This is a genomic window from Mycoplasmopsis anatis (genome assembly GCF_900660655.1).
Taxonomy (GTDB): Bacteria; Bacillota_I; Bacilli_A; order Mycoplasmatales; family Metamycoplasmataceae; genus Mycoplasmopsis; species Mycoplasmopsis anatis.
Map to the genome: position 1 here is coordinate 685,725 of NZ_LR215035.1, position 16,375 is coordinate 702,099.

General features: G+C 28.7%; 9 protein-coding genes. 3 read left to right on the forward strand and 6 right to left on the reverse strand.

The genetic code is table 4. The features are described 5' to 3' along the window. Window positions 1-71: 71 nt before the first annotated feature. Complete coding sequence (locus EXC66_RS02875; protein WP_112579242.1) at window positions 72-6,275, reverse strand: hypothetical protein; 6,204 nt, start codon at window positions 6,273-6,275, stop codon at window positions 72-74. 362 nt (window positions 6,276-6,637) lie between these two features. Here EXC66_RS02875 and EXC66_RS02880 point away from each other — a divergent pair, with 362 nt between their 5' ends. From EXC66_RS02880 to hpt, 3 genes are all read left to right on the forward strand, one after another. Beyond that, a complete protein-coding gene (locus tag EXC66_RS02880; RefSeq protein WP_006886825.1) occupies window positions 6,638-8,596 on the forward strand; it encodes a DNA gyrase/topoisomerase IV subunit B in 1,959 nt (652 codons plus the stop codon). Window positions 8,597-8,774: 178 nt separating this feature from the next. Then, on the forward strand, window positions 8,775-10,658 hold the full coding sequence (locus EXC66_RS02885) for a ribonuclease J (RefSeq protein WP_006886824.1): 1,884 nt from the start codon (window positions 8,775-8,777) through the stop codon (window positions 10,656-10,658). A gap of 2 nt (window positions 10,659-10,660) precedes the next feature. Then, entirely contained in the window at window positions 10,661-11,212 is a 552-nt protein-coding gene (gene hpt, locus EXC66_RS02890) for a hypoxanthine phosphoribosyltransferase (protein ID WP_006886823.1), read from the forward strand. 42 nt (window positions 11,213-11,254) lie between these two features. Here hpt and pyk read toward each other — a convergent pair whose 3' ends face one another. From pyk to EXC66_RS02915, 5 genes are all read right to left on the reverse strand, one after another. Beyond that, window positions 11,255-12,688 carry a pyruvate kinase gene (pyk, locus tag EXC66_RS02895; protein ID WP_006886822.1) on the reverse strand — a complete coding sequence of 478 codons (1,434 nt, stop codon included), beginning with the start codon at window positions 12,686-12,688 and terminating at the stop codon, window positions 11,255-11,257. A gap of 148 nt (window positions 12,689-12,836) precedes the next feature. Beyond that, window positions 12,837-14,195 (reverse strand): MAG1430 family protein, encoded by a 1,359-nt coding sequence (locus tag EXC66_RS02900; protein WP_006886821.1) that lies wholly within the window; start codon window positions 14,193-14,195, stop codon window positions 12,837-12,839. Between the two features lies 1 nt (window position 14,196). Next, window positions 14,197-14,772 carry a ribosome biogenesis GTP-binding protein YihA/YsxC gene (yihA, locus tag EXC66_RS02905; RefSeq protein WP_006886820.1) on the reverse strand — a complete coding sequence of 192 codons (576 nt, stop codon included), beginning with the start codon at window positions 14,770-14,772 and terminating at the stop codon, window positions 14,197-14,199. Continuing rightward, window positions 14,765-15,196 (reverse strand): pantetheine-phosphate adenylyltransferase, encoded by a 432-nt coding sequence (gene coaD / locus EXC66_RS02910; RefSeq protein WP_040544544.1) that lies wholly within the window; start codon window positions 15,194-15,196, stop codon window positions 14,765-14,767. The genes yihA and coaD overlap by 8 nt, the downstream gene beginning before the upstream one ends. Continuing rightward, a complete protein-coding gene (locus EXC66_RS02915; protein WP_006886818.1) occupies window positions 15,189-16,373 on the reverse strand; it encodes an acetate/propionate family kinase in 1,185 nt (394 codons plus the stop codon). Before EXC66_RS02915 ends, coaD begins: the two co-directional genes overlap by 8 nt. Between the last annotated feature and the right edge of the window lie 2 nt (window positions 16,374-16,375).

A 16,375-nucleotide genomic window follows, 5' to 3' on the forward strand; every position in this document is an offset into this window, starting at 1 on the left:
AATGTGAAAAAATCAGGGGTGGTGTTTCCCTGATTTTCTATTATTTAATAAATGTGGTGTTTTTTATTAAATTAACGGGTTGTTGTAGAAGATGTAGCTGGTGCAGCATGTGTAGTAACAGGAGTAATTGGACTACCGTTTTCAATTGTGTTTACACTTTCGTGTTCTTTGTTGTATGAGAATCCAAGAGCACTTGAGTATTTTGTTTTTACAATATCTCCAACATTCTTGTATTGATCTTTAGAGTATTCACCTGTTGTTTTTGCACTAGCAATGTGGTAGGTTACTAATACACGTCCAACATGTTTAGTATCTAAAGCAACACTATCAACTACAACTTTTAGATCAGCAGCTTCAACACTTCCGTTAGCTTGTTTTGTGTAAATTAATGCTGATTGTAATAATCCAGCTTTAGCTTCATCTGTAGCAGCTTTATTGTATTCTTCTACAAATTTTTCAGCAGTCATTTCACTAGCTTTAGTTGAAGTAAATGATGCTTCAGCATTAGATAATGCAGCTAACATTTCTTTCTTGTAAGCTAATTCAGATTCTTTTGGTAATTGAGTTAACAATGATCTGTTTTCAACTTCTGCTAATTGAGTTACTTCTTTTGTTTTTTCGTCGTATGATAATAATTGAACAGCATATGTTACAAGAATGTCCCCATTTGCATCAACTCTATCTTTAATTACAACGTTAATGTATTTATCACTATTAAGTTCGTATTGAGTAAAGTGAACATTGTCTTTAGCAACAAATAATTCTGCTTTTTTAAGAGTAAGTGATTCTTTAGTGTATTCTTCTTTTCCTAAAACATTAATATCGAATGCTTTTCCATGATTTGCTGTTACTCAAGCACTATTTTCATCAGAAGTACTTGCATTATTTCCTGGTAAGTAGAATTGCAATTTATCATCTGCATTACCTGATAAGATTTCGTCATAAGTAATTAATTCTTTTTGACCATCTTTGATAATGTCTTTAGTAATGATGTTTCCTGTTTTAGCTATTAATGATGTAAGTAATCAGTTTTCAATTTTTGAAGCTTCTGCCTGTTTTTTCTCTTCGATTTGAGCAGCTTTTGTTTTGAATCCTTCAACTTTAGCGTAAAGTACTGGTGAAACAATTTCTGGGAATTCAATTGATGAAACTCTGAATGCAACTTCAAGTACACCTGTATTATCATTTGAAGACAATACTCTTGTGTCTTTAGCAACTAATTCAAGACCACCATATTTTAGGTAATCAGCTGAGTTTACAAGTTTTAATCCTGATACTTCAGAAGCTAAAACTAATGATTTATTTTTAACTTCTTCACCGTTAGTCAAGAAGGCTAATTTTCCATCATATAATTGATATGATTCAGGAACTATATATAATGAATCAACAAATTGAGATGAATTTACTTTTGAAAATACCTTGTTATATGATTCAATTTCTACTGATTTACCATAGTCATTTCAATCAGAAATTCTTGATGTAGTAAGATATTGTTCAGTTTCAACTCTTCTTAATCCACTTGCACTGTCTTTTTCTTCAGGTGTAATTAAGTTTGTGGTTAATACAGAAGTTTTGATTAATGAAGATTGTGCTCCTGTGTATACTGAATCAAATCCAGCGTATGATTTTGTTTTATCACTTGAAATTAATCTATATGTAACAAATACATCTGTAGATTTAACACCAAATTCAACCGCTTCAATTTCTAATTTAATTTTTTCATTGTCTAAATCAGCTTTAACAACTTCTCTTTGATTTCCGTTAACTAAAACAAATTTTTCTCAGAATAAGTTCTTATCTGATTTAATTCCAACTAAATCATTTGCTGTAGCTTGAACATCTGAAGAATCGAATTTGAATGAGAATTTATTAGTTAATGCATAATTGTTTAATCTCTTAACTTCATCTTGATATTGTTTTTTGTATTCTGATTCTTTTAAGAATCCAGTAATAACAATATCTTTTTCAACTGTTACGTTTTTAAATCCTTCTTTTGCAGAAGCGAATTCTAGTTTAGCTTTTAATGTACCATTCTTATCATCTGCTTCAAATGATTTGAATGCAGAATTAATCTTAGCTTTTGTTTCATCAAGTCCAGGGATATTAAATCCTTCTTTAATATTATTAGGCATATCTATAGATGGTCTTGAAGCTAAAATATTATAGTATTCTAAGAATGAGTATTTACCAAGATTTAATGTGCCTTTTGCATTCAATAAGATTGATGGTAAAAATGCATTTACTTCTGTATTAGGTTTATTGATGAATCTAATTCAAGTAATGTCTTTAACATTTTTAAGTGATTCTTCTAAAACTTTTTGTTCTTTAGCATTTTCAGTTAAGAATCCTGGAATAATAACTTCTTTAGAAACAGTAATTTTTGAATTTTGTTTATCTGTAATTTTTACTGTTACAACAATCTTGTCATTTGCATTTTGATTTACCTTATCGTCAAATTCTTTGTAATCAAAGCTTAATGTACCTGTTTTATCTAATTCTGCACTTAATGTAGGTAAATTAAATAATTCCTTAGCTTTTTCATCATTTAAAACTGAATTTGGCTTAATGTATTTTAAAACATCTTTAGGAGATACTTTGCTAATGTGATTTATATCATTCTTTTTATCTTCACCAACTAATTTGTATGTTGGATTTAATGAAGAAAGTGCTTGTTGATATGAATCTTTTTTAGCTTGTTCTTCTTTTGATAACTCTTCAGTTGATGAAGTGTCAGTTGTTGATCTAGCAAATGTACCAAATGTATATGCTTTATCTTCTGATTTAACATCTGATTGCAATAATGAAACAAAGTTAAAGTTAAACTTAATATTTCCATTAGTTTTTTCAGATAATGTAGTATTAATTACAACTTTAGCATTTTCTAATTTTTCATTTGTTCCATAATTTGCAATAGCAACAAAATCAGTAGCATTTAATGTAACATCATTAATGTTAATTTCACCTAATTTTCTTAGAGCGTTTGCTGAATCAAAATCTTTTGCTTTTTCAAAATCTTTAATTTTTTCATCTCTATTTGCGTCATTGTCTAAGATAACTGAAACAATTCCTTTGTATGCGAATTGGGCTTTTAATTTATTCAATCTTGCTTTTTCAGCTTCTTTAGTTGCTAAGAATCCTTCAACAGTTGTTTTTTCTAAAGTAACTTCACTTACTTGATTTACACCATATTCTGAACCAATAGTTGTTGATAATTTAGCTGTTACATCAACTTTTCCATCTCTACCATTTTCAGTATTAACATTCGCTGTGTTTGATTCAAGAGATGTTGGTGTAAAGTTAAATTTACTTAAGTCAATGTTGTAAAGAATTGAAGTAGGTTTAACAAGTGAATTAATATCTAATCCATCAACAAATTTATATGACACCTTAGATAAATTAGTGAATTTTGCGCCATCTTTTTTAACGGCATCATCAACTGAAGTAGTGGCTTTACCTGCATAATCCACTTCAACAATTGGTTGTTTTTTAGCAGCTTGTTGTTGAATTAATGTTTTAAGTTCTTCTAGCACTTGTTTTCTATAATCTTCGATTGATACAAATCCATTAATTTCAAAGTTTTGTGTTAAATTAATTGTTTCTAATGTTCATTCTGGGAAGTATGGTGAAACAAGAGTATATTTAATTGAAATTGATGATGTATCAGTTTCTGATTTCTTAACACTTAATACTTTAAGTTTAACAGCATAAATTTGATCTGCAGGTTTTTTAGCTGTATGTCTTTTGTTAACATTTGCTTCAGAACTTAAATCGCTACCTTCTAAAGTATTTTCAATAGCTTCTCTAGAATTATCTGCAAATACTTTTTCTTTTGGTAAAAAAGCACCATCATTCATTGATTTGAAAACAATGTTTTCTGGATGATTAATAGCTTCAATTAATGTAGCTTTTGATTTTTCATCACTAAAGTATTTACCATCTCTATCGTAAATAACAATAGCATCATTACTTTGGATGTTTGCACTAATAAATGCTTGCGCAGTTGAGTATCAGTTAGCTTTCAATTCTTCGAATTTAGCATCTGATAAGAAACCACTAACTATGTTTGTTTTTGGTTCATCTGCACTAACTCTATCAACACCAGGTATTTTAATTGAAACAACACCTTCAGCGTTAACTGTTCCATTGTTTCTATCTGTAATTTTAACATCTGTTGTTATTTCTTCTAATTTAATGTTGTCTTTTTCAACAGGGTAAGTTTTGAAATATGGTACTTCTTTAATTTTTGTAAGTACTACTTCAGCAGTCAAATCAACATTACCTTCAGTTCCTGTTAATCCAGTTGTAACAAATCCGTTAATTGCTTCAAAATATTTGTAGTATTCACTAGCTTGTGGACCTTCGAAAATTGAAACAGGGGTAGAAGGAATTCTATTAATTCCATTAATTTCAAATTTAAGACCTGTGTTTGAAGCATCATTTTTAACCGATGCTGAGTTTAACACTTTTCTAAGAGCTTGCTTAAGTTCTTCAACATATTTAGTTCCCATAAATCCATTAATTGTAAGATCGAATGTTTTTGAAGGAACTCCTTTTGTTTTATCCACTCTAGGATCATTTGATTCGATTGTTACTTTTAATGATACTGAACCACTGTCATTTCCATCAACTCCAGGATTCATAACAATATTTTTAATTGTGAATTTTCCGGCTTCTGATTCAATTTCTCTATTATCTTTCTTAAAAGTTAATTTAAGAATTGATTTAGTTAAATCAAAATCTTTTTGTTCTTTTTCAGCGTTAAATTCTGTTGAATATTGTGATGCTAAATATCATTTTTTATCTTTAAGACTTGATAAATCTTTATTGACGTATACTACTCCACTAGGGAATTGAGCTTCAGCTGCAGCAGCAATTTTATCTAATTCTTTTTGAATTTCAGCGTTTGTGTCAGTAGCAGAAGTTTCTGTTCCACTGTTATTTTTGTTTTCTGTATAGTTGTATCCATCTACTAATACTTCTTTAGTAATTGAAACACCATCTTTAGAAATAGAATATGTAACTAATAATGTTTCTGGGTGTTGTGTAGTAGTTCTTGATGATACCACTTCAAATGTAACACCTTCTGGTAAAACATCTGTGTTTACTTTAATAACCGCTTCATAATTAGCTTTATCAGCATTTAACAATTTTTCAGCTTTAGCTGCTGAACCGTTTTTGTCATTTAATTCTGCATGAACTAATTTAAGTTTTGATACTAATTCTTGAAGAGTATTACTTGCTTTTAAAGCTTCTTCTGATAATTCTTTAAATCCAAGAACATCTCTTGTAACTACTAAAGGTTCTGAACCTTCAACATTTGAAGTTAGAGTAACTTCAACAGTAACTTTAGAAGAAGCATTATCTCCAGTTACTTTTGTAATTGTAGCTGTAGCATTAGCATTTTCATCTAATAATAATGCAACAAAGTTTTCAACTTGTGCGTCACTAGCTAATGTTAATGATTTTTTAAATCCTTCAGCTGTAGTAACTTTTAATGAAGTTTCAGCCAACTTTTGTAATCTTGCATTTTCAGCTGCAACAATTTCTGCTTTTTTAGCAGCTAATTCTTCGTTGTGTGTAGCTTCATTTTTGAATCCAGATTGTGTAACTGTTATTGTAGCAAATACATCTGGTTGAGCTAAACTTCTAAGTAATACAGAAATTTCAGCTGTATCGTTTTTAGCAACAACACTAGTAATTGAAGCTTCAATCCCTTCAATTTCCTTGTTTTCTGCTACATTTTTTGGTTTACCTTTTAATTCAAATAATTTTTTAAGTTCACTACTTGACAATGATGGTAAGTATACATCAGCTTTAGCTTCTGCCCCAACATATTCTGTTTCTATAGCAGCTTTTTGTAGTGTTTCTCTTAATTTGTTTTTTTCTTTTACGAACATTTCTGGAACAATTTCATTTACATCAAAATCTGCTGTAAGAACAACAGGAGTTAATTTGTCATTATTTCTAGCTCTAATTTTAGCTTCAACATGAACTTTGAATGTTCCTTCGACTGGGTCAACACTAGTAATTTCGTAAACAAAAATATTATTCTTACCGCTTGTAGATTTAACTTCGAAATCATTTTTTGTTAAAGATGATCAGTGTAGTAAACTTAAACCATTTTTAACAACTATAGAACTCGAGCTTTTTTCAAGATCTAAATCTCCTTGTTTTACTTCGGTTTCGTTATTACAACTTACTGCAAGTGCACCAGCAGCAAGTGTTAAACCACCTAATGAAGAAGATAAAATAACTAATTTTTTATTATTTTTCATTTTTATCCTTTTCTTTTAATATTTGAGGCAAAATATAGCTGTACATTTGCAATCGATACTATTTTTTACCACATTAAGCCTCGCTTATATTATACACATATTAAAAATATTAAATAAAGAAAAAAGATAAAAATATTAAAGTTAGATTTATTAATTATTATTAATAATATGAATACAACTTTTTAGCCTTAAAAACAAGTAATTAAGTAATAGTTATAATATGAAAAAATATTTTCACAAAAAATAAATTTACATATAAGTAAAACGGATTGAAAATAATGCTTTTTTTATTGTATAGTTAAAATTTATAATATTTGATATAATTTAAAAATAATTTATAAATAATAAATTGAGGTTAAAAAATGGCACAAAATAAACAACAATATGATGCAAATAGTTTGCAACAACTTGAAGGTTTAGAACACATCAGACTTAGACCTGGTATGTATATCGGTTCAACCAGCGAGACTGGTTTGCACCACTTAGTATGAGAGATTTTAGATAACTCTGTGGATGAACATCTTGCAGGTTTTTGTGACAAAATAGACATTGTAATTACCAAAGAGAATCACATTATTATAACTGATAATGGTCGTGGAATTCCAGCAGATATCAACAAGCAAAGTGGTCTTAGTGGAATTGAATTAGTATTAACTAAAACTAACGCTGGTGGTAAATTCAACAAAGATTCATATGCATTCTCTGGAGGACTTCATGGAGTTGGTTCTAGTGCTGTAAATGCGCTAAGTAAGTTGATGATAGCAACAGTAAAAAGAGATGGAAATATTTATCAAGCTAAGTTTGTTGATGGTGGACATATTGAAGAAAAAACACATATTATTGGAAATTGTCCATTAGATGAAACTGGAACAACAATTGAATTCTTACCAGATTATACAATCATGGAAAGAAAACCATTTAGTAAGGAAAAGATTGTTGATAGAGCAAAACAAATTGCTCACTTAAATAAAGGTTTATATATCTCTATTGAAGATCAAAGAGATAATTCCTTTACTGAGTTTAAATTCGATAATGGAATTATTGATTATGTTGTTGAATTAAATGATGGGTATCCTTTATTACATGATCAAATTCTTTATGTATCTGAAGAGTATTCTTCAAATAAAGGTGATGGTGAATTTGAAAGTGATGCAAGAATTAAAGTTGAAGTAGCAATGCAATATGTTAAAGAATATTCAAATGTTCCTAAGGTATTTAGTTATGTAAATAACATCTTTACAAGTGAAGGTGGACATCACCAACAAGGTTTTCTTTTTGCTTTGGAAAAAACTATTAACAACTATGCATTACGTAATAAATTAATTAAAAACGAAAACGAAAGATTTACCAAGGATGACCTAACTCAAGGACTTTCAGCAGTTATTTCTATTAGACACTCTAATCCTCAGTTTGAAGGACAAACTAAGGCTAAATTGGGTTCTAAAGATGCTAGAGTAGCAACAAATAAAATTGTTAGTGAGTATCTTGAAAGAATTCTTAACGAAGATCCAGTGATTGCACAAGCTATTATAAATATGGCTAAAGCAGCTAGAAAAAACAGATTAGATACTGCTGCTTTTGCTGAAAGTAATAAACGTAAAACCGCTTTTGATAACGCAGGTTTACCTGGAAAATTAGCTGATTGTTCTTCAAAAAATGCTGAAATTAGCGAATTATTCATTGTTGAGGGAAACTCAGCTGGTGGTTCAGCCAAAATGGGTCGTGACCGTAAAACTCAAGCTATTTTACCTCTTAGAGGAAAAATTCTTAATGTTGAAAAAGCTCGTGCACATGAAATTTTTAAAAATGAAGAGATATTAAATCTAATTCAAGCTATTGGTACAGGTGTAGGTGAAAATTACAACTTAAACAAACTTAGATATCATAAAATCGTAATCATGACTGATGCTGATGTTGATGGAGCACACATTAGAACATTACTATTAACCTTTTTCTTCAATTACTTCCGTGAATTAATTGAATATGGATTTATTTATATAGCCCAACCTCCACTTTATAAAATTCAACAAAATAAAACTGTTGAATATGCCTATAATGATGAACAAAAAGATGAGATTTTAGCTAAATTAAATCCAAATCAAAAGATTAATATTCAACGTTATAAAGGTCTTGGAGAAATGGATCCTGAACAACTTTGAGAAACAACAATGAACCCAGAAACTAGAAATATGTTACAAGTTCAAATTAATGATGTGATTGAAACTAAGAAATATTTCAACACTCTTATGGGTGAAGAAGTTGAACCTAGACGTGAATTCATTAAGGAAAACGCTCGTTTTGTAAAAAACCTTGATATTTAATTAATTGTCTGATTAGTTTACTAATCAGATTTTTATTTTTTTATTGTTAAATTTCTTAAAGTTAATTTAATTTCTTTTGTTTTTTTAATATCAATATATAATACTTTTATAAATTAAGATAGCTTATCTTAAATTAGAATATTTTATATTTTCAATAATTAAATTACATGGAGAAAAAATGAACCCAACAAGAATTATACCGTTAGGTGGAGTTCAGGAAATTGGTAAGGCAACTCTATTAATTGAACAAGATGATCACATCTTTTTAATTGATGCAGGTATTAAATTTGCTGACACTTTCACAACCGGAATTAAAGGAATAATTCCAAATTATTCTTACTTAAATTTACCTGATAAAAAAGTTGAAGCTTTATTTATAACTCATGGACATGAAGATCATATTGGTGGAGTTATATATTTAGTTAAACAAACAAAACTAAAGAAAATTTTCGCACCTAAAATTGCAATTAGTTATTTAAAATTAAAATTTGAGGAACATAAAATAACTCGCAAAATTGAATTTGTTGAGATTGATAAAAATGATAGTTACAAATTTCCAAAAGGAGTTGTGGTTGATTTTTGAACAGCTCAACACTCAATCCCTGATGCTTTTGGTGTTAGAATTACTACTCCACATGGAAAAATTATGTGTACTGGTGATTTTAGATTTGACTATACACCTATAGGTAACTACACAGATTTTGCTCGTTTAGATGAAATTGGTAAACAAGGTCTTACTGCGTTACTTAGTGACTCTACAAATGCGATGCGTCCATATCACTCACCAAGTGAAAAAGATATTTTAATCGACATTAAAAAACATATGGAAAATGCAAAGCGTAAGATTATTATCACTGCATTTGCTTCAAATTTAACTAGAGTTAAAGTTATTATCGAGCTCGCTGCACAGTTAAATAAGAAAATTGTAACTTTTGGTCGCTCAATGATTCAAGGAATAAAAATTGGTCGTAAATTAGGTTATATTGATGTTCCTTCGGATATTTTCATTGATAAAAAACAACTCTCTTCTATTGATGATTCAAAATTAGTTGTTTTAACCACAGGTTCACAAGGAGAACAGCTAGCAGCACTATCAAGAATGTCTTACGGAAAGCATCCTTCAATTAAAATTTCTAAAGGTGATACTGTCATTTTCTCAAGTAGTCCAATCCCAGGAAATAGAATGGTTATAGAATTACTTATAAACAGACTTTACAAACTAGGTGCTACAATCAAGGAAAATGGTACTGATGGATATTTACATACTTCAGGACATGCTTACCGTCATGAACATGATAAGATCTTTCAATTAACTAAACCTAAGTATTTTATCCCATACCATGGTGAATATAGAATGTCAATTGTACATGGTCAAAGTGCAGTTGAAAACGGAGTTGATTCTAAAAATATCATTATTCCTGAACCTGGAAGAGTTTATTTAATGAAAGATGAAATTATCACTCCAACCAATGAAACAATAGACTATGGACCGATATATATCGACGGTACTTCAATTTTAAATACTAATGCTGCACTAATTAAAGAACGTGCTAAATTAGGAACTTCTGGTTTTGTTTCAACTATTTTAACAATTAATAAAAAAACTAATTCTATTATTGGTAAACCTCAAATTATTAGTCGTGGAGCTTTCTTTGTAAAAAATTCGACTAAACTAATTGAAGAAACAAAAAGAATTGTTCACGGTTCAATATTACATTGCATTAGAAATAATTCAAATTGAACAATTCCTGAATTAAAACAACTTATTATTGACCGTCTTTCAACCTTATATCACAAAGAAAGAAGACGTGTTCCATTAATCATCCCTATTTTTAACATTATTGAACAAGATGAGTCAAAAGAAAAAAATAACAAAAACAAAAAAGATAAAAAATTAAAAGTTACTTTTGAATCTGATCAAAAAACAAATACTCAACAAAAGCGTTCAGGTGTTGCTCAAGCTGAAAAAATCGTTGAAGAAATGAGAAAAAGCATTACTAAAAAAGTAAGAGAAACTGAAGAACATATGTATAATGAAATGTCAGAAGATGAGGAGCTATAATAATGGTTGATGTTGATAAAAGAATTAAAAAGGTTTTATATTCTCAAAAAGATATTGAGCAAAAAATTGTTGAATTAGCTAATTGAGTTAATGAAGAATTCAAAAATAGTAATGACTTAATTGTGGTTTGTTTACTTAAAGGTGCGATGCCATTCATGGCTCAATTGATTAAGAATATAACCGTTGATCATTCAATAGATTTTATGATCACTTCAAGCTATGCAGGTTCTCACGCAAGCAGTGGAAGTGTTAAGGTCATCATGGATCTAGCTAATGATATTGAAAATAAAGATGTTTTAATTGTTGAAGATATCATTGATTCAGGTATAACTTTAGAAAAAATCAAAGGTATTTTACTAACTAGAAAGCCTAATAAATTAAAAATTCTAACTTTACTTGATAAACCTTATAATCGTAAAGTTAACTTAAATGCTGATAAATATGGTTTTCTTGTACCTGATGAATTTCTTGTTGGTTTTGGTCTTGATTACAAAGAGAAGATGCGTAATCTTCCATATATCGGTATCTTTGATGAAAAATTCTTAGAAAAATAAAAAGTTAAGTTTTATTACTTAACTTTTTTGTTTGTTTTTGACTTATTTAACAACATGTTCTGTAATTGAATGATTTTCAACAACAAGGTATTTATCACCTGGTTGTGGTTCATATGGTTCTAAAGCTTCTGTAGCATTTGCGTGGTTGTTTTTGATTTCATTGAATAAACGTAATGAATCAACTGATGTGAACACACTTGATGTAACTCCGAAAGCATTAATCATTTTTTCATTATTAACAATTCCGATAATAGCTGTGTTTGGACGGAATTTGGCAACTTCTTTAAGTAATTCTCCAGTTCTTGAAAGAACAACAGCGTATTTGTAATCTCCACGACGTACTCTGTTTGCAACTTCATATGCAATTAATGAACGTGGGTTTTCTGAGTCTGAATTTTTACGAACTTCTTCAAGTTGAACATCATAGTAATTTTTTGAGTAAAATTCTTTTTCAGCTCTTCTATTGATTGCTGACATAACTTTAACTGATTCAAGAGGGAATTTTCCATTAGCTGATTCACCTGAAAGCATTGTTGAATCTGCTCCTAATTCAGTTGCAAGATAAACGTCGGTAACTTCTGCACGTGTAGGATGTGGATTATTTTCCATTGAGTCTAACATTTGTGTAGCAACAATAACAGGTTTTCCTGCTTCTCTACATTTTCTGATCATAACTTTTTGGAAGTATGGAACATCGTAATATGGAATTTCTAATCCTAAATCACCACGAGCAACCATGATACCATCTGATTCTGCGATGATTTCGTCAATATTTGTAACTCCTAAGTGTGATTCAATTTTTGAAATAATTTGTACGTGTTCTCCACCATTAGCGTTTAATAATTCACGTAATTCTTTAACATTTTTAGCTGAGTTAACGAATGAAGCAGCAACGTAGTTAATTCCACTTTTAATTCCAAAGATAACATCATCAATATCTTTTTGTGCTAAGAATGGAAGTGTAAAGTCAACACCAGGGAGGTTAATACGTTTATTTGTTTTTAATTTGTGTGAGTTTTCAGCTTTAGCCTTAACATAACCTTTACCAACTTCTGTAACAACTGTTGATAATTTACCATCATCTAATAAAACTTGGTTTCCAACGATTAAATCTGCTGACATATCGTAAGCAACAGTAATTTCAGTTTCTGTTCCTTCGAAATTTTTGTATTTCTCTTCTGTAGTTCAGATTGTTAATTCTGTACCAGCTTTAATTTGTTGAGCACCATCTTTCATTTTTCCAACACGAATTTCTGGACCTTTTGTATCTAACATTAAAGATACAGGAATTCTTAAGTCTTTTGAAATTTGTTGTCCAAGAACGAATTTATTTAATTGTTCTGAGTGATCTCCGTGGCTGAAGTTAGCTCTAACGGTTGTAACTCCATTTTCAATTAAAGAACGTAATGTGTCGTAATTGTCACTAGATGGACCAATTGTAGCAACTAATTTACTTCTTTTGTTAATTAAGTTCATTTTTTCTCCTATATTTTAAAATTTCTAAGTATTATTGTTTTAAATCATTTATATTTTAACACATTAAAAAATTATTATCTATTTATAAGAGTTTTTTAGTGAAATATTTTCTTTTTTTGTAATTAAAAAAGTTAGGTAGTTCCTAACTTTAATTATTTGATTCAGTATTAGAATCTTGAATTTTTCTAAAGGATTCTAATGAGAAACCTTTTTTATCATTTGTATTTGATGGAGTAATAAATTTAGATGTAAAATCAAACTCAATCATGGTATTTTCTTTATTAAAAAGCGTTCTATGAGGAATTAATTTGTACTGAATTTCCAAGCAATTTGTTTGAAGATTTTTAACAGGTGGGTAGAATTGGATATCAAATTTAGATAATAATCTCTCAAGTTTTTCTTGATTTTCTCTGTTTTTTGATTCATCTGTTGTAGGAATTAAACTGATTTTTAAGTTGTCATAACTCATAGTTTCTTTATTATAACCGGCAACTAGTTCATCAACAGTTAAATTATAAATATGACTTCCATCTTTTTGCACTACAGTTAATAAATCATAAATTTCATTTGCATAAAGAAAGTCTAAATAAAACATCTCAGATTGAATATTATTTCCAATATTTACTTTTTTATTAATATTTGATAAATTATCTTCAGTAGCTTCATATACTTGTGAGTACACAGGAACATTTAATGCAACTAAATCTGGATCATCTTGATTAACATTAAATTGTAATTTTATAGCCGAATAATCAATATTAGTTGAATTAGTGTATTTAACTGCATCTCAAAGAAGTGAATTTAATGTTTCAGATTTTTCATTTTCAGAAACTGCTTTTTTAAATTTCTCTACGCTTTCATAACCTTTAATGTAATCTTTAATCCTAATTTTACTAATTGAACCTGAATGAGGGTAGAATTTGTAGTAATTAGTATTTTCAACTTTTTCTAACTTTTTAAATCCGTCAACTTTATATAAATGTTCAAATCTTTTTATTTTGCTTTGATCAAGTTTGTTTTCGTTGTAGAGTTTTTGATCTTCTTTATCAATTAGAACAATTTTCAAGAATAATTCACCCGTAAAGTCATTTGCATAACTATAAAAAGTTACGTTATAATCAAAAAATAATTCATTGATATTTTTAAGGTTTTTAGTAATTAATGAATAATTTTTGTTAACAAAATCATTAATATCTTTTAACTTAAATTGATTTTCTCAGTATTCTTTGTAGTTTAATTCATAATATGTTGATACATCATTTTTGAATAATCTTGGATATGAATTAACAAATTCGCTAGCATATTTAGTTTTTGTTATTTCATCTTTTACGCTCAATTTTAAATCAGCTAAATTAAAAGTTAATCCAGTAGTTTTAATTGGGACAATATTTTTATTTTTTAAAATATTTTCTTGTTGTATTGCTTTAATAGATAATAAAGTTGCAGAAGCACTAACTGTAGATAATAAAACTGTACCAAGAATTATATTTTTGAATTTAGTTTTCATTTTATTCCCCTTTAAAAATTTGTTCGATTTTTTCTTTTAATTTATCTATATTAGTTTTTTTTAGTGTTGAAACTAGTAAATAGTCAAATTCAAATCATTCACTTTCAATCTCTTTTATTAGTTTTAAAAGTTTAGATTTTTCACTTTGATTTAGCTTATCTAATTTAGTAAAAATAAAACTTATTGGTTTTTGTAAATTTTTAAGATAACTAATAACTTGAGCATCAATCTCAGTGATTCCTCTACGAGAGTCTAGAAGAAGAAAAATGTGTTTTAAATTAGTTGAATTTTCAAGATATTCTTGAATCATCAGATTCATTTTTTGATTATCTCTAGTACTCATTTTAGCATAACCATAACCTGGTAAATCAACAATTACTTTATTCTCATCAGTAAAATAATTTAATAATTGGGTTCTCCCAGGTGTTTTACTAACTCTAGCTAAATTAGTAATGTTTGTTAAACTATTAATTAAACTACTTTTGCCAACATTTGAGCGACCTCAAAAGCATATTTCTATACCTGAATGAACTAATCAATTTGATTTATTAGAACTACTTTTAACAAATTTAAACATTTTTTAATTTCTCCTTATGTCTTTCAAGTGTTGAACTGTAGTTAATGTCCTCATAATTAGGCATAATTAAAATTGTTTCAAGTTCATTGTTTAAGGTTTTATTACCCGCAGCTAGTTCAAGTTCATAATTAAAATCAGTATTGTTTCTAGCACTTCTGATTATAAAATTTACGTTGAGTTCTTTAGCAATATCTGCAATGAATCCATTTTTATTTATTAAAACTTTAACATTTGTTAAACTTTTGACTTTGTCTTTTACATCATTATATCTCTCTAAGATATCAGATTGATTTGTTTTATCCGGATTTATTGAAACTATTATAAAAATAGCATCAAAAATTTTTAATGCTTTTTTTAATATTTCCATATGTCCTTTATGCCAAGGATCAAAGGAACCGGGATAAATCGCATATTTTTTATTCATATAATTTAACTGCATCACGTGCAATTACTAATTCTTCATTAGTTCTAATTACATAAACTGGAATTTCAGAATCTGGAGTTGAAATTAATTCAAATTCGTTAATATCTCCATTATTCTTAGATGAATCAAGTTTAATGTGTCTAAAGTTAATTTTGTTAATAACTTCTTCTCTAAATTTTGCACTATTTTCACCTACACCAGCTGTAAATACTAAAGCATCGACTTTTGGACCGATTTTATTAAAGTAAATTGATGTATAATCAACGATTTTTTGAATGTATAGTTCAAGTGCAAAAAGTGCACGTTCATCACCATTTTCAGCAGCATTTCTAACATCACGCATATCACTTGAAATTCCGGAAACACCAAGAAGTCCAGATTGTTTATTTAAGATGTTTGTAAACTCACTAATACTAATGTTCATTTCTTTCATTAAGAATTCATGAATTGAAGGGTCGATATCACCACTTCTAGTTCCCATCATTATTCCAGCAAGTGGAGTTAATCCCATTGATGTATCAAAAGATTTAGAATCTTTAACTGCACATAATGAGGCTCCATTACCAATGTGTAAATTAACAAAATTAACTGACTTCTTGCCTAAAATATCTTGAAGTTTCTCTGTAATATATCTATGTGAAATTCCGTGAGCACCATATTTTTTTATACCGTATTTTTCACTAATTTCACGTGGAATTGGGTATGTTGAGTTTACTTTGTTAATTGTAGTGTGAAAAGCTGTATCAAAATTTGCACTAGCTTTAGCATGTGGAATAACTTCATTAAAGGCTCTAATAGCTTGGATTGCTCCTGGGTTATGAAGAGGTGCATAAATTGAAACTTGGTCAATTAATTGAATTTCTTTTTCAGTTAATTTTGAAGCTTTGTCAAAGTATGGGCCACCTTGAACTATTCTGTATCCAATATATTCGATTTCTTTTACATCTTTAATTATTTTTAACTCATTAAGCATCTCTAAAATGTGTTTTGCAGCAACACGGTGATTTGGTAAAGCTAATTCTTTTTCGTGTTTACCATTAAATTTGATTGTGATATTACCCATAGGAAGTGTAATTCTTTCGGCAATACCTGTAGCAACAACTTCAAAGTTCTCTTTATTAAAAAGAGTTAATTTAATTGAACTACTTCCAGCATTAATAACTAAAATTTTTGACATGA